Source organism: Caballeronia sp. Sq4a (assembly GCF_023170545.1).
GTDB lineage: Bacteria > Pseudomonadota > Gammaproteobacteria > Burkholderiales > Burkholderiaceae > Caballeronia.
The window spans coordinates 768,725-785,940 of sequence record NZ_CP084252.1; the positions used below are offsets into that span (position 1 = coordinate 768,725).

16 protein-coding genes and 1 pseudogene are annotated in these 17,216 nt (G+C 64.3%); 7 read left to right on the forward strand and 10 right to left on the reverse strand.

Annotated features, from left to right (window positions below; translation table 11 throughout):
* Positions 1–74 precede the first annotated feature (74 nt).
* The 3 genes from LDZ24_RS23035 to LDZ24_RS23045 all read right to left on the reverse strand — a co-directional run bounded on the left by LDZ24_RS23035 (position 75) and on the right by LDZ24_RS23045 (position 2,378).
* On the reverse strand, positions 75–770 hold the full coding sequence (locus LDZ24_RS23035) for an H-NS family nucleoid-associated regulatory protein (RefSeq protein ID WP_248323533.1): 696 nt from the start codon (positions 768–770) through the stop codon (positions 75–77).
* A gap of 147 nt (positions 771–917) precedes the next feature.
* Positions 918–1,319, reverse strand: a complete 402-nt coding sequence (locus tag LDZ24_RS23040) for a hypothetical protein (protein WP_248323534.1) — start codon at positions 1,317–1,319, stop codon at positions 918–920.
* A 90-nt stretch (positions 1,320–1,409) separates the two neighbouring features.
* Complete coding sequence (locus tag LDZ24_RS23045) at positions 1,410–2,378, reverse strand: NAD(P)H-binding protein (protein WP_248323535.1); 969 nt, start codon at positions 2,376–2,378, stop codon at positions 1,410–1,412.
* A 92-nt stretch (positions 2,379–2,470) separates the two neighbouring features.
* Between LDZ24_RS23045 and LDZ24_RS23050 the strand changes: the two genes are divergently transcribed.
* The 3 genes from LDZ24_RS23050 to LDZ24_RS23060 all read left to right on the forward strand — a co-directional run bounded on the left by LDZ24_RS23050 (position 2,471) and on the right by LDZ24_RS23060 (position 4,694).
* On the forward strand, positions 2,471–3,364 hold the full coding sequence (locus LDZ24_RS23050) for a LysR family transcriptional regulator (RefSeq protein WP_248323536.1): 894 nt from the start codon (positions 2,471–2,473) through the stop codon (positions 3,362–3,364).
* Between the two features lie 89 nt (positions 3,365–3,453).
* Complete coding sequence (locus tag LDZ24_RS23055; protein ID WP_248323537.1) at positions 3,454–4,278, forward strand: oxaloacetate decarboxylase; 825 nt, start codon at positions 3,454–3,456, stop codon at positions 4,276–4,278.
* Positions 4,279–4,295: 17 nt separating this feature from the next.
* Positions 4,296–4,694: a RidA family protein gene (locus tag LDZ24_RS23060; protein WP_248323538.1), complete on the forward strand. Its 399-nt coding sequence runs from the start codon at positions 4,296–4,298 to the stop codon at positions 4,692–4,694.
* A 16-nt stretch (positions 4,695–4,710) separates the two neighbouring features.
* Here LDZ24_RS23060 and LDZ24_RS23065 read toward each other — a convergent pair whose 3' ends face one another.
* A complete protein-coding gene (locus tag LDZ24_RS23065) occupies positions 4,711–5,838 on the reverse strand; it encodes a YbdK family carboxylate-amine ligase (RefSeq protein ID WP_248323539.1) in 1,128 nt (375 codons plus the stop codon).
* 233 nt (positions 5,839–6,071) lie between these two features.
* On the opposite strand from LDZ24_RS23065, the gene LDZ24_RS23070 reads away from it, so the two are divergent.
* Entirely contained in the window at positions 6,072–6,557 is a 486-nt protein-coding gene (locus LDZ24_RS23070) for an SLATT domain-containing protein (protein ID WP_248323540.1), read from the forward strand.
* A 12-nt stretch (positions 6,558–6,569) separates the two neighbouring features.
* On the opposite strand, the gene LDZ24_RS23075 is transcribed toward LDZ24_RS23070, so the two are convergent.
* The gene (locus tag LDZ24_RS23075; protein WP_248323541.1) at positions 6,570–7,982 is read right to left on the reverse strand and encodes a cytochrome-c peroxidase; all 1,413 of its coding nucleotides are present in this window, start codon (positions 7,980–7,982) and stop codon (positions 6,570–6,572) included.
* Between the two features lie 130 nt (positions 7,983–8,112).
* Positions 8,113–9,789, reverse strand: coding sequence for a phospholipase C (locus LDZ24_RS23080; protein WP_248323542.1), 1,677 nt, complete (start codon positions 9,787–9,789; stop codon positions 8,113–8,115).
* Between the two features lie 466 nt (positions 9,790–10,255).
* On the opposite strand from LDZ24_RS23080, the gene LDZ24_RS23085 reads away from it, so the two are divergent.
* Positions 10,256–11,362 carry a sensor domain-containing diguanylate cyclase gene (locus LDZ24_RS23085; protein WP_248323543.1) on the forward strand — a complete coding sequence of 369 codons (1,107 nt, stop codon included), beginning with the start codon at positions 10,256–10,258 and terminating at the stop codon, positions 11,360–11,362.
* A gap of 199 nt (positions 11,363–11,561) precedes the next feature.
* Here LDZ24_RS23085 and LDZ24_RS23090 read toward each other — a convergent pair.
* The 4 genes and pseudogenes from LDZ24_RS23090 to LDZ24_RS23105 form a co-directional block, all read right to left on the reverse strand.
* Positions 11,562–11,678: pseudogene (locus LDZ24_RS23090) on the reverse strand (substrate-binding domain-containing protein); the annotation flags it as partial.
* Between the two features lie 381 nt (positions 11,679–12,059).
* On the reverse strand, positions 12,060–12,371 hold the full coding sequence (locus LDZ24_RS23095; protein WP_248323544.1) for a hypothetical protein: 312 nt from the start codon (positions 12,369–12,371) through the stop codon (positions 12,060–12,062).
* A gap of 67 nt (positions 12,372–12,438) precedes the next feature.
* Positions 12,439–13,452 carry an NAD(P)-dependent alcohol dehydrogenase gene (locus LDZ24_RS23100; RefSeq protein WP_248323545.1) on the reverse strand — a complete coding sequence of 338 codons (1,014 nt, stop codon included), beginning with the start codon at positions 13,450–13,452 and terminating at the stop codon, positions 12,439–12,441.
* A 103-nt stretch (positions 13,453–13,555) separates the two neighbouring features.
* Entirely contained in the window at positions 13,556–14,560 is a 1,005-nt protein-coding gene (locus LDZ24_RS23105; RefSeq protein WP_248323546.1) for an aldo/keto reductase, read from the reverse strand.
* Positions 14,561–14,687: 127 nt separating this feature from the next.
* Between LDZ24_RS23105 and LDZ24_RS23110 the strand changes: the two genes are divergently transcribed.
* A complete protein-coding gene (locus LDZ24_RS23110) occupies positions 14,688–15,599 on the forward strand; it encodes a LysR family transcriptional regulator (RefSeq protein WP_248323547.1) in 912 nt (303 codons plus the stop codon).
* A 361-nt stretch (positions 15,600–15,960) separates the two neighbouring features.
* Positions 15,961–17,034, forward strand: a complete 1,074-nt coding sequence (locus tag LDZ24_RS23115) for a glycosyl hydrolase (protein WP_248323548.1) — start codon at positions 15,961–15,963, stop codon at positions 17,032–17,034.
* The last annotated feature ends 182 nt before the right edge of the window (positions 17,035–17,216 follow it).

Genomic DNA, 17,216 nt, shown 5'->3' on the forward strand with positions numbered 1-17,216 from the left:
CGAGTAGCACGCTTCTTTGCCGTGCTCGAAGAAGCGCCGGAGTCATTGACATGACGACCCGGCGCTCGCGTGACTTAACTGGCCTCGGCTGCGTTCGCGCTGCCATTTTGCGCAGGGTCGGATACCGAAGCGCGCTTGACGGAAGCCTTCTTTGCAGCCTTCTTCGTCGCCGTTTTCCTGGTCGCGGCCTGCGCTTTCTTTGCGACTTTCTTCGTGGCCGTCTTCTTGGTTGCCGTCTTTTTCGCCGGCGCGCCGTTCGCCCCTGTCGCATCGATCAGAAACTTGGTCCTGTCTTTAGCGGAGGCGAGCCACGCCGGCGCCTTGCCTCGGCCACTCCATTCCGCGCCCGTCTTCGGATCGCGATACTTCGGCGGCTGCGGGCCGCGTACATAATTGCCGAGCGGCTTGGCCGCTTTCGCATCGGCGGATGAACCCGTGCTCGCGCCAGCGTCGATGAGGAACCTGTTGCGGTTCTTCGCATTGGCAATCCAGCCGGGCGCGCGGCCGTGACCGCTCCACGTCGCGCCGGTCTTCGGATCGCGATATTTCGCAGTCGACGCGCCGCCTTTCTGCGACCCGGTGCTCGCGCCGCGTTTCGCGTCGATGTTCTTGCCGGCCCCGTGCGCGCGCAAGTCGTCGACAGTCAAACCATATTCGTCCATCAACGAATGAATTCGGGCGATGACACCCGCCGACTCTTTCTTCGCTATTGCTTCGGCTTGCGCCTGTAGCTTGGCTATCTTCGTCTGAATGTCTTTGAGCGTTGCCATAGGACTCCCCTTTTCGATTGCAATGCCCGCACTATGCCATATGCGTTGCCCGCGAAACACATTCATCGCGTGACACAATGGCCGACATCGATCGAATCAAACGCAATTTGACGAATTTTTGGCGCGCAAGAAGCCGCGAAATGCACGCTATCCGAAGATACGCGCCCAAATCTTACGAATGCGGCGAGCGCGGTCCTCGAATAGAAATGAAGCGATGAGCGCGAAGATTCCCGATACCACGCCCGTCAGAATATGTTCGACGTACGGATTGGAGTAATGACTTGCGTGTGAATACGCATCGCCTAACGCAGTCAGCAAGCCCACCAGCAATGCATTGCCGTATCGGTTTCCATAGAGTTTCATCGCCGGCGTGAAAGTGAGGAGCACCGCGAGCAGTCCGGTCAGAAGACCAGTTTTGAATGCGATAGTCCAGTGCGCCAGACTCATGACATTGCTCCAGCTACCCGGCATGCAGGTCATGCATGCACTCGTCGGCTGCCAGAAACGCTGCACGAACAATCGGACGCGACGCTTCCACTCGGTTGACATGATCGTTGCCCTCGGCAATCGCGACGCCGGATGACTCACGTTACGACGACGAGCGGCTATGCGCAATCCCTGTCTGGTTACGCCTCTCGTTCAAGACTCAACGCAGCCCAGACCCAGAAGCGTCGCTTCGATTGCATCGTCGAGCGGCGTATGCGGCTCATGACCGAGCACATCGAGCAGCCGTGTGTTGATCATGCGCACCGGCGTTCGCCACAAATAACGCATTTCGCGCATCTCGCGGAAAGTCACGTTGAAGGGCGATGCAAGCGTCAGCAGCCACCACGGAAAGGCGCCGATCGCAGGCGCTCGCCCGGTGTGTCGCGCGACCACGCGTTGAATGGCTGCGGCGAATTGCGTGCCGTCCTCGTCCCAGTGGCCGCCCATATGAAAGCGCGCGAAACGATCCAGTCTATCGCGGCGCGCGAGCAATTCGACCATGGTGCGCGCCACGTCCGGCAGATACGACCATGCATGTCCGACACCGGCCATCCCCGGATAGACGATTTTTTCGACCCGCTGCCCCGGCTTGACGAGCCCTTGCGAGAACCAGTTGTTGCCCGCTTTCGGCCCGCCGAAGAAATCGCCCGCGCGCACAATCAATGTCTGCACGCCGTCGCGGCTTGCACGTTCGAGCCGCGCTTCCATCTCGACGCGAATCGCGCCTTTCTTCGTGACCGGATGCTGCGGCGCATCTTCGGCGATAACGGGAAACGCGTCCGGTCCGAAGTTGTACACCGTGCCCGGCAGCACGATCGTCGCGCGTTCCGTCTTCGCTGCCGCGATCGTGTTGTCGAGCATCGGCAGCACGAGGTCGGCCCAGCGCCGGTAGCCGGGCGGATTCACCGCATGCACGATGACCGTCGCTCCCTTCGCCGCGCGCGTCACGTCCGCGCGATTCATCGCATCGCCGTGCATCCATTCGATGCCGTCCGTCTGCTCGCTCGCCGCAGCGGAACGCCGCAGGCCGCGCACATGCCAGCCTGCATCGCGCAACTGCCGCGCAACCTCGCCGCCGATGCCGCCGGTTGCGCCCAGCACCAAAGCCGTTTCCCGAGTCATTCCACGCTCCTGTTATGTCGATTGGATGATTCTGCGCGAGACACGCCTGCAATAGAATTGCTGAACCACGTAGAGCGGATATACAAATTTGCATGGCGGACAACATAGGCTGGGAACTCTATCGCACGCTATTGGCGGTGCTTCAGGAAGGATCGCTGTCGGCGGCGGCGCGCGCATTGGGCATCACGCAACCGACCGCTGGCCGTCACATCGAGGCGCTCGAACGGGCGTTGAACGTGAGCCTCTTCACGCGTTCGCAAACCGGCTTGCAGCCGACGGACGTCGCGCTCACCCTGCGCGCTCATGCGAAGGCAATGCAGAGCACGGCTCTATCGCTGGAACGCGCGGCCAGTGGTCACGGCAATGGCGGCGACGTGCGAGGCGTGGTGCGCGTATCGGCGAGCGAAGTGGTCGGCGTCGAAGTGCTGCCGCCCATCATCGCGGCGCTGCGGCAAAGGCATCCACAGCTGGTCGTGGAACTGGTGCTGTCCAATCGCGTGCAGGACCTGCTCAGGCGCGAAGCCGATATCGCCGTGCGCATGGTGCGGCCGAAGCAGACGCAACTCGTCGCGCGACGTATCGGCAGCATCGAACTCGGGCTGCATGCGCATCGCGACTATCTCGCGATGCACGGCACGCCCCGGAACGCGGCGGCGCTGTGGAAACACGCGATCATCGGCTACGATCAATGGACGGCCTTTGTCCGCGAGGCGAGCAAGGCATTTCCCGGCTACTCGCGCGGCGCGCTTTCGCTACGCACCGACAGCGATGTCGCGCAATTCGCGCTGATCCGCGCGGGCGCGGGCATCGGCGTGTGTCAGGTGCCGCTCGCCCGCCGCGACGCGGCGCTCGTCCGCGTGCTGCCCAAGCTGGTCGCGCTGCAACTGGAAACGTGGGTGACCATGCACGAGGACCTGCGCGCATCGCCGCCGTGCCGCGCGACCTTCGATGCGCTCGTGCAAGGGCTTCTGGACTATGTGCGGTGATGCAGCGATGCTTCAGGCGCGCGTGAAACGACTCGGCGCGGGCGGGTGAGACAATCGTCGAGAGTTGGCATCAACCATCGGAGAACGTCATGTCACGCAGCGTCGCAGAGAAACGCGCGGCCTTTCGCGCATTGCATGAGTCGGGTTGCTTCATATTGCCGAACCCTTGGGACGCGGGCAGCGCGCGTTATCTCGCGAGCCTCGGCTTTCAGGCGCTCGCGACGACGAGCTCCGGCTTTGCCTGGTCCACCGGACACGCCGACAACCACGTCACGCGCGATCTCGTCCTCGCGCATTTGCGCGCGATGGTGGACGCCACTGATCTGCCCGTGAACGCCGACTTCGAGAACGGCTTCGGCGCGACGCCCGCCGAGGTTGCCGCAAGCGTCGAGCTGGCGGTCGCGACCGGCGTGGCCGGCTTGTCGATCGAAGATTCCACCGGCGACGCGTCCGCGCCGCTCTTTCCGCTCGACGTCGCCGTCGCGCGCCTGCAAGCGGCGCGGCGCGCCATCGATGCGAATGGCGGCGACACGCTCTTGATCGGCCGCGCGGAGAACTTCTTTGCCGGAACGCCCGATCTGAACGACACGCTCGCGCGCCTCGCGGCCTACGCGGCAGCGGGCGCCGACTGCCTTTACGCGCCCGGCATTCACACTCGCGAGCAGATCGAGGCCGTGGTCGCCACCGTCGCGCCCAAACCCGTCAACGTGCTCATCGGCGGACCGTCGGCCTTCACGCTGAGCGACCTCGCCGCGCTCGGCGTGCGGCGCGTGAGCGTCGGCGGCGCGCTGGCGCGGGCCGCGTGGGGCGGTTTCATGCGCGCGGCCGCGACGCTTGCCGACGGACGCTTCGACGGTTTCGAAGGCGCGGCATCCGGCGCCCAACTCAACGCGCTGTTTTCAGGCAACGCATGACTTCGAAGGAGCGTGTGATGGCTCGTGAAATCATTCGCGTGGAACCGCTTTCCAGTTGGCTCGAACGAAGGAAGGCGCCGGCATCGGTTGTCACGCGTCATCGCGACACCGTGTATGTCTCCGGTCTTCCGCCCTTCGATCCCGAGACCGGCGACGTGCTCGACGCGCCCATCGAGCAGCAGACGCAAGGCGTGCTGGAGCAATTGAAGCTATGCGTGGAGACGGCGGGATCGTCGCTAGATCAGGTCTTGAAGTGCAATGTCTACTGCACGTCGGTGGAGATGTTTTCCGTCGTGAACGAAATCTATGCGCGCTTCTTCGGGCATGCGCCGCCGGCGCGCATCTTCGTGAATGTACCCGCGTGGCCGGGACGCTTCGACATCGAGATCGACTGCGTCGCGGCGGTGTCACAGTAAGTCAGCAAGAGCCGCATCATTCCGGCGTCTGCGCGCCGCGCCATACGCGGCACTGCTGGCGCACGACTTCGTGCAGCGAATCGTGCGCGCCGTAGATGCGGCGCAGCCACATCGCATCGGTCATCCCCTGCGTCACGGTGCGCCTGATCGCATCGAGCGCTTCATCAGCGGCGAGCGCGTGGGCGTGCGGCGCGATGGCGTCGAGCGTGGCGAGAATGTCTTCGCGAATCGGGCGGCGATTTAATGTCTCCGGATTCACGCATACGCCATCCAGTCCGAAGCGGCACGCCATGAACCGGTTCGCCCGATAGACTTCATAGTCGCGCTCGGTCAGGCGCAGAGGCAAATCGGTCAGCAGATAGCGCGCGAGCGACTGAATATACGCGGCAATGGCCGCGGCCCATTCGACGCGCAGCGGCGTATCCATCACGCGCACTTCGATGGTCCCGTATCCCGGACTCGGACGAATGTCCCAATAGAAGTCTTTCAGGCTTTTGACGAGACCCGTGTGCGTCATGCGCTCGAAGTACGCTTCGAACTCACTCCATTTCGTCACGAACGGCGCTTGCCCCGACAACGGAAACGGCGCGACGGAATTCAGGCGGGCGCATTGAAACTGCGTGTCGCTGCCTTGCACGAATGGAGAAGACGCGGCGAGCGCAATGAAATGCGGCACGTAACGCGAAAGCGAGTGCAACAGAACGAGTGCCGAGTCCGGGTCCGCGCAGCCGACATGCACGTGCTGGCCGAAAATCGTGAATTGCTGATAGAGCGCGCCATAAAGCCCCATCAAATATTCGGAGCGCTCGCGTCCGTCGGAACGCTGGTCGTACCAGTTCTGGAAGAAATTGGTTCCTCCGCCGCACACGCCGACATTGAGAAAGTCGCCTGCCCGAACGAGCGTATCGCGAAGCACCTGCAATTCGCTTCTTGCCTGATCGAAGTTCTTGCAGATGCCCGTCGACAACTCGATCATGCCTTCGGTTGTCTCTGGATTAATCGCGCCCTCGAAACGCTCTTCTCTTACGCGATTCCGAAGTTCTGTCGTCGCCTTCGTCAGGTTGTAGTCGTGCGTATTCACGACCTGAACTTCCAGTTCGACTCCGATCGTAAACGGCTCTGACGATGCAAATGGCTGGAGCATGGAGTGTCCTGTTTCGCGGGAGACGAGACGAAGCGGCGAGTTCATTCTACGCGACGAGCAAGACTTGACGAGGAGACGGCATGCGTCCCGTTCGAGGTGAAATCGAACGATCGATCGTAATGCGCAAAGAGTTTCGATAAGAAAGGCGTTGCCGTGCCAGCCTCTTTGTCCGAGACATGGTGTGTCTTATTCAGCAGGCATATTCACTATCAAGATCTCAATGCTTTCTGAACATGCCCACTACTACTAAGCACGCGCCCTACGACCCGCCGCACGACCCGGAAACGCTCGTTCTCACCTGGATAAGACGCGCCCGCGAAGCGCAGTTACGTCACTACGCGATGGCCGACCGCCTGAGTGCCTGCGCGCGACAATTGGGGCTCGCGGTCATCGCCATCACCGCGCTCACGGGCACATCGGCGTTCGTGTCGCTGGTGACGCTGGCCGTGTCGCCGGGATTACGCGTGGTCGTCGGACTCACGAGCATGAGCGCTGCGGTGCTCGCCTCATTGCAGACATTTCTGCGCTATAGCGAACGCGCGGAGTTGCATCGCAAAGCCGGCGCGCGCTATGGCGCGGTGCGCCGACGACTCGAGACCATTCACGTCGACGGCGCGCGCGAAGAAGCGATGTTCAGCATCGACGTCGTGCGCGACGAGCTCGACGATATCGCGCAAAACGCGCCGCACGTGCCGCGGCGTGTCATGCGAACGCCTTAGCGACCGCGCTGTTCAAGGCCCATACCCATCGTTGAGCGTGTGCAGAAACGCGACGATATCGTGAATATCCTCTTGCGTCATAGCGGGCGTATCGCCGGGCTTGCGATCGAACGGCGCGTCCTTGTCGTCCACGTTCGCGTGAAATTGCGGCGGCAGGTCGTCGTATTTGCGCACCTCGCCTTTGGCGTTCTTCGGGTAGAACTTCTGCGGCGCGGTATTGCGCTCGTTATAGAACGCCATCACGTCGTCCAGTGAACGATAGATGCCGTTATGAAAGAACGCGTGCCGCGTCGCGACGTTGCGCAGCGTGGGCGTGAGGAACATGCCGCAATACTGCGTCTGTTCGCGCAGGTCTTCGCGGAACGGCCCGCACACGCCCATGTCGTAGAACGTCGGATCGCGATTGATCGCGAGCGCCTTATTGCGCGGCACGCCTAGCGATTCGTACTGGAAGTCGGTGAACATCGGCGGCAGACCGTCGGGGCTCGGCTTAGACACATGACAGCCCGCGCAATTCGCCTTGTCGGGATCGTTGAAGAGGCGCAGTCCGTGCAATTCCGCCTGCGTCAGCCGCGCCTTGCCTTCGAGCCAGTAGTCGTATTTGCTCGTGTACGGATGAAACGCCTGCTCCTCCACCTGATAGCGGGCCACGGCGAACATGGCCTCCGATACCGCCAGATCGCCGCTATCGAAAATGCGCGGCCCGAAGAGCTTCTCGAAGTCCCCCTTGTACGACGTATGCGCGAGCTTGTCCGCGACTTGCGCGAGGCTCGCGTTCGCCATTTCGACCGGGTTGACCATCGGCCCGCTCGCTTGCGCCTGCAACGTGTCCGCGCGGCCGTCCCAGAAGAGGCCGCCTTGCGGCACCATCGCCGGGGCGGTGGGCGCCACGCCCGCGCTTTTCTGCGCGCGGGCCGTGCCGCTCGCCTGCGCGGCGAGTTTCGCGAGATCCGGCGCTTCGTCGGCATCGCCCTGATCGGGACCGATGCTGAATGCCGGCTGGCGATACAGATACATGAGTGACGGCGGCGGCCGGTAGCCCGGCAGCGTCAGATGCGGCCCGCCCTGTTGCACGGCGAGGTCGTTCGGCGGGCCGAATGCGTGCGCCGGATCGTGGCACGAGGCGCACGACTGCTGGCCCGACGCCGAAAGACTGCGGTCGAAGAAGATGCGCTTGCCGAGTTGGGCGACGGCGCTCAGTTGCACTGCGGGCGGACGTTGCAAGACGACGGGGTGCGCGTTCGCGCCGGTCAGATTCTCGACGATATCGCCGATTACCGCGGGCATGCGCGACGGCGCGACGACGGCATACGCGCCGAACGCGCCCGCCGCGACGGTGAGCGCAGCGGCCACACGAAGCGCGCGGCGCTTCCGGTTCGGTTGATCACTGGACTGGCCGAGAGCCGGATCGACGGTAGTGGACATGGACTGATGAATACGAGAGCTTCGATGAAAACGCGTTGTCGCCGGCAAGCGGCGACAACAGAAAACGTGATGACACGCGCACGCACGGACGCGCAGCGCGTGCGCGTGTGCCTGTGCGTGTGTGGCGTGCTTAGATGGCCGGCACGGAAGCCACCGGCGAGCCGAGGTTCGGATCGACGAAGAGCTTCGCGTTGTTCCCCTTGCCGCTGAAGTCGAACATGCCCATGATGCTGCCGGCGGTCGCATCGAATGAGCCGCCGCCCAGACGCGCCGAGCCGAGCCAGTTGTCTTCGATGAAGCGCACCACGGACGCCTGGCTGATCGGCGTGTGATCGACGTAGTTCACCTTCGCCCACGGCGAGATCACGAGGAACGGAATGCGCGTGCCCGGACCGCAGCGGCCGTTCACGGCGCCGCCGTTCACGCCGATCGGCGCCGCGCCCGAGCCGCACTTGCCCGCGCCGTTCAGCTGGTCGGCCTGCGCGTCGAACGAAGACGCGGTCGGCGTGGCGTACGCGTGGTCGTACCAGCCGTCCGAGTCGTCCCATGCGACGATCACGGCGGTGCTGTTCCAGTCCGGCTGCTGCTGCAGGAAGTTCACGACCTTCGCCGTGAACGCCTGTTCGTCGAGCGGGTCCGAGTAGCCGGCGTGGCCGTCCTGGAACGCGGGCGCCTTCACGAAGCTCACCGACGGATAGTTGCCCGCCTTCACCGCCGCGAAGAAGTCGTCGCTGTCGTACTGATGGTTCGCGGGCTCCGGCGTCTTGCCGTCCGCTTCCACGGACGACCCGATGGCCGCCGTCGAGCTCGGGCGCAAGTGCTGCGGATTGGCCGTCGACGCGTAGTACTGGAACCAGTTGTGATGCGGGATATAGTCGGCCGTCGCCTGTCCGACCACCGGCGACACCGTGCTGCGCTTGCAGCCCGTCGTGCCGTTGCCGTTCACGGTCGCGAGGTTGAAGCCGCCCATGAAGCCGCCCCACGTGATGTTCTTCGCGTTGAGCAGATCGCCGATGTTCTTCGAGGTCATCATCGCCTGGTCGGTCGTGCTCGAGCAGACGTCGTAGCCGGGATCGACGTCGTTGATCATCGAGTAGCCGCCCTGACCGTCCGCGACATAGTACGAACCGGAGGCCGTCGTCATGTTGAACACGGGCTTGCTCGCCTTGACGATCTGCATGCCGTTGTTCTGGCCGGACACCACTTCGAGCGCGCCCGGCGTCGACGGGCCGTAGGTGTCGGTGTAGGCGTTGTCGCTCATCGCGAATTTCTGCGCGTAGTTCCAGAGCGCGGTGACCGTATTGCCGTCGAAGTAGCCCATCACCTGACCGGCCGTGCCGAACGAACCCGCGCCGCCGCTCGAACCCTTACCCGTGTACTTCGGGAACAGGTCGGCCGCGCCGTTGTTATAGGCCTGCTGCTCGGCGGTGTACGCGTGATTCTGGTCGGCGGTGGCCGCGTGCGTGCGGTCGAGGCGAAACGGATTGGCCGCCGCCGCGCCGTTCTGCGTATTCGTGAAGTTCGGGTTGGCGGTGAGCAGCGTGCCGCTCAGGCCGTTGACTGGCGGGGTGCCCGCCGCCGCCGTGAAGGCCGGTTCGCCGGCCGGATTCGTGGCGTTCGGGTAGGTCGCGAAGTAGTGATCGAACGAGACGTTCTCGTTGAAGATCACGACGAGATGCTTGATCGGCGTCGCCGTGGCGAGCTTGTTCTGCGCGCTTTGCGGGGTGTCGTTATGGTCGCTGCCGCAGGCGTACATGCCGATTGCGGCGGCGGCCGATGCGCCAACCATGAGGGCTCGACGAAACATGAAGGGGACTCCGGTGTCGTTTTGATAGTGGTTCGTTCGTTCGCGCTTTCAGGCGCCGCGAAAGCGAGAGCGCGCGCTGTGCACGCGCGACGGATTTAAGCATCCGCTGATGGCCTCATTAAGACAGCGCGCTTGCGGCGGACTTACTCTGAGTTGACGATTCGTCGGGACGGACTTTCGAAAGCGTTACGCTGCCGCGCCTCGACAAAAGGTACGCGGCGTTCTGCGGGTAAATGCGCCGTTCGTCCCGCTAAAGCATCGCATCCGCGCGACGTAAACCAGCTATCGCCTCGCGTTTGCCGCGCGGCCGGCTCGTTCGCTCGTCCATCCTTCAGGCCCATGCTTCGTCACCTTCTATCGATCACTCGCCGCTTCGTCGCCCGTGGCGGCGATGCGCCGGGCATGCTCGGGTGCGGAAGTGGTTTCGCGCATCGCGCAAGCTTTGCATCGACCGGGGGCCGCTGTCATGACCTTCGTTGATGCATCCGATCTCGCGTCGGACGAACGCCCGACGACGCATCGGCGCGGCGCCGGCTTTGCGCGGCGGTCGTATTGGCTGCGCTGCATCGGCCTCGCGATGGGCTTCGTCCTCGTTCAGACGGTGCTGTGGATGCAGCATGCATCGGCCGGCGCGCGGCTATTCGTGCTGGCGTATTGCTTCGGCTGGCCGCACGTCGCGTTTCTGATCGCGCGCAGCGGCGCCTACCCGGACCGCAGCGAGCGACGCAATATCTACGTGGACAACCTCGCGGGCGCGATGATCGTCGTCGCGATGAAGTTCGCGTGGCTGCCGTCCACGCTCGTCCTCTTGATGTTCATGATGAACAACGTGGCGGCGGGCGGCGCGCGCCTGCTCGCGCGCGGCTCGCTCTTTTGTCTCGCGGGATTCGCCCTCGGCGCGCTCGTATTTGGCGTCGGATTCGACTGGGGCAGCGTGTCGGCGAGCACCATCGCGAGTGCGCCGATGCTGATCGTCTATCCGTTGTCGCTCGGCATCGTCACGCACCGCACGGCGATCAAGCTCGCTGAGCGCTCCCGCGCGCTCAAGCATCTGAACGAACGCGACGTGCTCACCGGCCTACTGAACCGGGCGACGCTCGCGCGGCGTCTGGACGACACGCTCGCGCGGGCGCGCGCGGACGGTACGCGCGTGAGCGTGCTGTTCATCGATCTCGACGAGTTCAAGGTGGTGAACGATTCGCTCGGCCATCATCACGGCGACGAATTGCTGGCCACGGTCGCGGCGCGGCTCATGACGACGGCGGGCGTCACGGAGCAGATCGGGCGATACGGCGGCGACGAATTCGTGATGGTGTCGACGCTGCCCGCGCTGGAAGTGGTGACGTCGCTGGCCGCGCGGCTCATCGACGCGGTGAACGCGCCGGTGCGGCTCGGCAGCGACACGGTCGGTCCGCGTCTGAGCGTGGGCATCAGCACGTGTCCCGAAGACGGCAATGAAGCACAGCCGCTTCTGAACAAGGCCGACGCGGCGATGTATGCGGCCAAGCACGGGGGAAGGAACCGGTGGGTCGTGTTCGAGGAAGGATTGGCTGAGGCGGAGGTGTACGGGTAGATCGACGGCTGATATTCGTGAGACGACGCGCGTCGCGGTCAGCAACGCGCTTCATTGCGTCGGGCTACGAAGGCATTTTTTGTGGTCCGTAGCGCCGCCGTCCCCGCATTGGAAACTGGGCAGCATAGACCACGCACGGCGAGCGCAACTCCTTGCAATTTGCAACGCTCTACGAAACCGCGCCCGTATCGACCAAGCTTCATTGCGCGACCGAATCGAGCCCGGTCTTGCGTACGGTCGGCTGCGCGGCGGGCGATGCGAGGAACCGGAGCAGCGCCCGCGCTTCGTCCGGATGCCTCGCGCCGACCGGAATGCCGGGGTCGCGAACGGCGACTATCGAACATCGCGGGCGTATCGGCGGATCAGTTCGACGGAATGCGGCTCGCCATCCTTCGATACGTCCCGGCATAACGCGACGCGCGATTGGCCACGGCGCCGGTCGCGTTCAATTCGATGGGTCAAACGAGTGGAGCTGCGAGTTGTGCATAGCGCGCTTGCTCGCAGCGAGTCGAGCATCGGATAGAGGACGATGGTCATCGAACTCATATCGAGCGACGCGACTCCGGCAACGGGCTGCATGCAGCGCCTTGCGCGGCGGACATTCTGCAACGTCGAGGCGTCGGCTCGAAGGCGACACGCGCGAACCCCGGCATCGACTATTCATGCTTGTTCGACCAACCCGCGCCGCCGCCACGCCCTACTTGCCACTCGCCCCCGACGCCCCGCCCACCTTCCCATGCTGCCGCGCAGTCTCATCGCGCTTCAGTTCCGCCGGCGGCGTGCCGGTCTGGGTCGCGCCGCCCTGGCCGCCCTGCGGACTCGCGCCTTGCCCGCTCTGTCCCGACTGCCCGCCGCGCACGCCGAGCCCTTCGTTGCGCTGCTGATTGCCCGGCGTCGCCTGCGCGAGCAGCAGGGCGGAGCCGCCCGCGTCGTTCGCCGAGGCGGACGTCGCGGCGATTACCGCAGTGGTGAGCACCAGACCCAATGCCGCTGTGTACTTGCCAGTCATTGCATTCTCCTTCGATTATTCGACCAGCATCCGTGCAATGCGCATGCCACGCGCGGCATCGCAGCGCTTACCACTCTACGCAAATCTTCCCAAGATGCGCCGCGCTTTGCTGATAGCGGAACGCATCCGCGAGCGCATCGAAGTCGAAAGTCTTGTCGATGACGGGCCGCACGCCGCTCTGTTCCAGCGCGCGCACATACTCCTGCTGTTGCCGCCGGCTGCCGACGATCAGCCCCTGCAAGCGCGCCTGCCGCGCCATCAGGAGCGACGTCGGCACGATGCCTTCGCGCCCCGTCAACACGCCGATCAACGAGATATGCCCGCCCACGCGCACCGCCTCGATGGACTGCGCGAGCGTGCCGGGCCCGCCTACTTCGATCACGTGATCGACGCCTCGTCCGCCGGTCAGCTCAAGCACCTGCGCCGCCCACTTCTCGTGTTTGCGGTAGTTGACGACCTCGTCCGCGCCGAGCGCCTTCACGCGCTCCAGCTTCTCGTCGGACGACGACGTGACGATGACTCGCGCGCCCATCATCTTGCCGATCTGCAACGCCGCAATCGACACGCCGCCGGTGCCGAGCGCGAGCACGGTATCGCCCGCCTTCAGCGCGCCGTCCACCACGAGCGCGCGCCACGCGGTGAGCCCCGCTGTCGTGATGGTCGCGGCTTCGGCGTGAGCCCAGCCGCGCGGCGCGTGGGTGAAAGCGGTCGCCGCGCGCACCACGTGCATCGCCGCCATGCCGTCGATGCCGTCGCCCGGCGTGCCCGCGAAGTTGCCCACCTCGGCTTGCGCCGCGCCGTCTAGCCATTGCGGGAAGAAGCACGACACCACAGCGTCGCCGACGGCGAACTCGGTCACGCCCTCGCCGAGCGCCTCGACGACGCCCGCGCCGTCCGCCATCGGCACGCGGCCATCGGCGGTCGGGCTCTTGCCGCTCACCACGAGCAGATCGTGAAAGTTGAGCGATGTCGCGTGTATCGCAACGCGGATCTGTCCCGGCCCCGGCTCGCCCGGGTCGGCGATGTCGCGAATCTCGAGCTTGTCCAGTCCGCCCGGCGCGCGGACGACGAATGCCTTCATCAGAATCTCCTTGGCCGCGCTGCGGCAGTGAATCGGTCGCGCGCTGAAAAGCGCACGCGACTCACGCCGCAACTCGTGGACCCGCTCCGTCTTGCGCGCGCGGTCAGCCTTTCTCGCTATCGAGATGCGCCATCTGCACGGCCGCATAGCGGTCTCCGGCGGCGGCGCCCTTTGGCACCGCGGCCTCGATGGCGGCGATATCGTCCGCGTTCAGCGAGACATCCAGCGCGCCCAGCGATTCGTCGAGCCGCTCCCGCGTGCGCGCGCCGATGACCGGCACGATGTCCTCGCCCTGCGCGAGCACCCACGCAATCGCGATCTGCGCCACGCTCACGCTCTTCTTCTGCGCGATCTGCGCGAGCGCATCGACGAGCGCGAGGTTGCGCTCGACGTTGCCCTCCTGAAACCGCGGGCTGTGCGCGCGCCAGTCGCCCCCTTGCGCCGATGCCTTCGTCCAGTGGCCGCTGATGAGGCCGCGCGACAGCACGCCGTACGCCGTCATGCCGATGCCGAGTTCCCGGCACGCCGGCAGGATCGCGTCCTCGATGCCGCGCGAAATCAGCGAGTATTCGATTTGCAGATCGCACACCGGATGCACGGCCGCTGCCTTGCGGATGGTCGCCGCGCCCACTTCGGACAGTCCGACGTGGCGCACGTAGCCCGCCTGGATCATGTCCGCGATCGCGCCCACGGTGTCTTCTATCGGCACCTTGGGATCGAGCCGCGCGGGGCGGTAAATGTCGATATGGTCCACTTGCAGGCGCTGCAACGTGTAGGCGAGAAAGTTCTTCACCGCATTGGGCCGCGCGTCGTAGTCGGTCCAGTTGCCCGCCGGGTCACGCATGCCGCCGAACTTCACGCTGATGATCGCCGAATCGCGGCGCGACGGCGGCGCGCTCTTCAGCGCCTCGGCGATCAGCAATTCGTTGTGGCCCATGCCGTAGAAGTCGCCGGTATCGAGCAGCGTGACGCCGGCTTCGAGCGCGGCGTGAATCGTCGCGACGCTTTCCGCGCGGTCGGACGGGCCGTACATGCCGGACATGCCCATGCAGCCGAGACCGATGGCGGACGATTGCGGTCCCGTCTTGCCGAGTTGACGCACTTTCATGTGGGTTCTCCGAACGAGATAGTCAGACGATGGAGCCCGCGAACCCGGGCTTGCGATGCATTATCCGAGCAAACCCCGCGTGCGATAATCCGCCTCAATGCGAATGGGCTGTGCGCCGAGGCGAACAATGAGCGAACCGGATCTGTCGGACCTGCATGCGTATCTCGCGGTGGCGCGCTCGCGCGGCTTCCGTCAGGCGGCGCTCTTGCGCGGCGTGTCCGCTTCGTCTCTGAGCGACGCCATTCGCCGTCTCGAAGCGCGGCTCGGCGTGCGGCTCCTTAATCGCACCACGCGCAGCGTGACGCCGACGGAAGCCGGGCAGCGTCTGATCGAGCGGCTCACGCCCGCGTTCGCGGAGATCGCCGGCGCGCTCGACGCCGTCAACGTCTTTCGCGACAGTCCCACCGGCACGCTGCGTCTCAATGTGCCGACCATCGCCTCGCGGGAAATTCTTCCGTCCATCATTCCGCGCTTTCTTGCCGCGCATCCGGGCATCTCGCTCGAAGTCAGCGCAACCGACAACTTCATCGACGTGCTCGCCGCGGGCTTCGACGCAGGCATCCGCTACGACGAAAGCATCGAGCGCGACATGATCGCGGTGCCGATCGGACCGCGCACGCAACGCTTCGTCGCGGCCGCCGCGCCGGCCTATCTCGAAGCGCATGGTGAGCCGAAGCATCCGCGCGAACTGGTGAACCACGCGTGCATCGGGCATCGCTTCGAGAGCGGCGTGCTCGCGTCGTGGGAATTCAAGCGCGGCGGCAAGACGGTGCGCATCACGCCGCGCGGGCCGCTTGCCACCACGTCGATCGAACTGAGCCGCAGCGCCGCCCTCGCCGGACTCGGCTTGACCTATACCTTCGAAGAGTTCGTCCGCGCGGAGATCGAGCGCGGCACGCTGGTTCCCGTGCTCAAGCCGTGGTGGCAGAGCTTTCCGGGGCCGTCGCTCTACTACCCGAGCCGTGCTCATATGCCGGGGCCGCTGCGCGCGTTCGTCGATTTTCTTCGGGCCGAGAACGCGTCGCGAGTCGAAAAGTAACTTCTACCGCACGCCAAAAAACGTGCAGTAGATTCTTTAGACAAAAGCTAAAGTCGGTCTGGGGCGGGTCGTTAAACAAGCAAGAAGAGCAACACCTGGTTACAAACTCGGTAAGTCCTTCCTAAAGCGATTCAACTGCAAACGTTTGCACTCTTGCACTTCCGAATGGTGAACGCCACGGAAGCGAACGCGCTCGGCAGTTGAATCGAAGTTAATGCAGCTTTGCCCGCCCGCAGGGATACGCGGGACGCATGGCCCGTTGCCGACCCGCCCCTGAAACGGCGCTCCGGACAGCACGCCTCTTCTTAACGATGCACGCTTGTCTATCAGTAGTACTTACCATACTAACCAACAAAAAGTCATGACCCAGACCACCACTCGACGCCTCTTCGCGCGCAAGGCGGCCATCGCCGCCGCAATGACCACGGGATTGCTGCTTGCCGCTTGCGGCGGTGGCAGCGCCGCCGACTCCGCCTTCGATGCAGCCGCAACCGCGAAGGCCTCGACCGTGCCGGGCAGCATTTTCTACGGCATCAACGGCCACAATAACGAAGGCGGCGCGTACGACATTTCGACGCCCACGCTTCAGCTTCAACAGGTGAAAGACCTCGGCGCCACGCTTTACCGCAACGAGGTGTACAACCTCGGTTCGGCGACCAAGCTCGCCGGCATCGCGAAGACGGCAGCAGCGGCAGGCGTCACGGTTTATCCGGTGTTGCTCATCGGCGTGAGCAGCTTCACGAACGAAACCGATGCCTACAACGCGGGCTTCACGCTCGGCAAGCAAACGGCAACGGCGTATAAGTACCCGTACTACGAAGTGAGCAACGAGCTCGACAGCAGCCTTCTGACCGGCAATGTGGACGGCGTGTATCCGCAGCAGTTCGTCAACGCCAAGTTCCAGATTGCGCGCGGCATCGTGCGCGGCATGATCGCGGGCATCAAGTCGGTGGATACGAACGGCAAGATCATCATCGGCGGCGGCGCGTGGATGCACTACGGCTTCGACCAGATGCTCTGGAACGGCACGCAGCCGGACGGCACGTCGGGCTATCCGAAGGTGACGTGGGACATCACCGCGTGGCACTGGTATTCGGATCAGGGCGACATCACGCATGCTTGCGGCGGCACGGGCTGTCACGACATCCTCGCGACGCTGCAACAGTTCGGCAAGCCGATCTGGATCAACGAGTTCGGCGTGCGGCCGTGGCTCGGCACGGATGACCAGATCGCGGCGTACCTCGTGGGCAACAAGATGATGGCGCAGTTCGTTTCGATCGCTTCCAAGTACAACATCCAGTCGATCCAGGCGTATCAGCTGTACGACGACCCCGCAGGCGGCGAAGGCAACTACGGTCTCTTGAAGAACGACGGCAAGACCACCAAGGCGGCCTACAGCGCGTTCAAGAACTTCGTGGCGGCAAACCCGAAGTAAGCGGTACGCGGGCAGATCGACATAACGATCTGCCCGCTCAGACATCGACGAATACTGGACGACGACGCGCTTCGCGAATGAAGCGCGTCGTCGTCCATTGTATTGTCGACCGGTATGCGCGTTGCTACGACGAGACGAACCGGCGGACAAGGACGATGCCGCCGGCTCGACCACTCACCTGT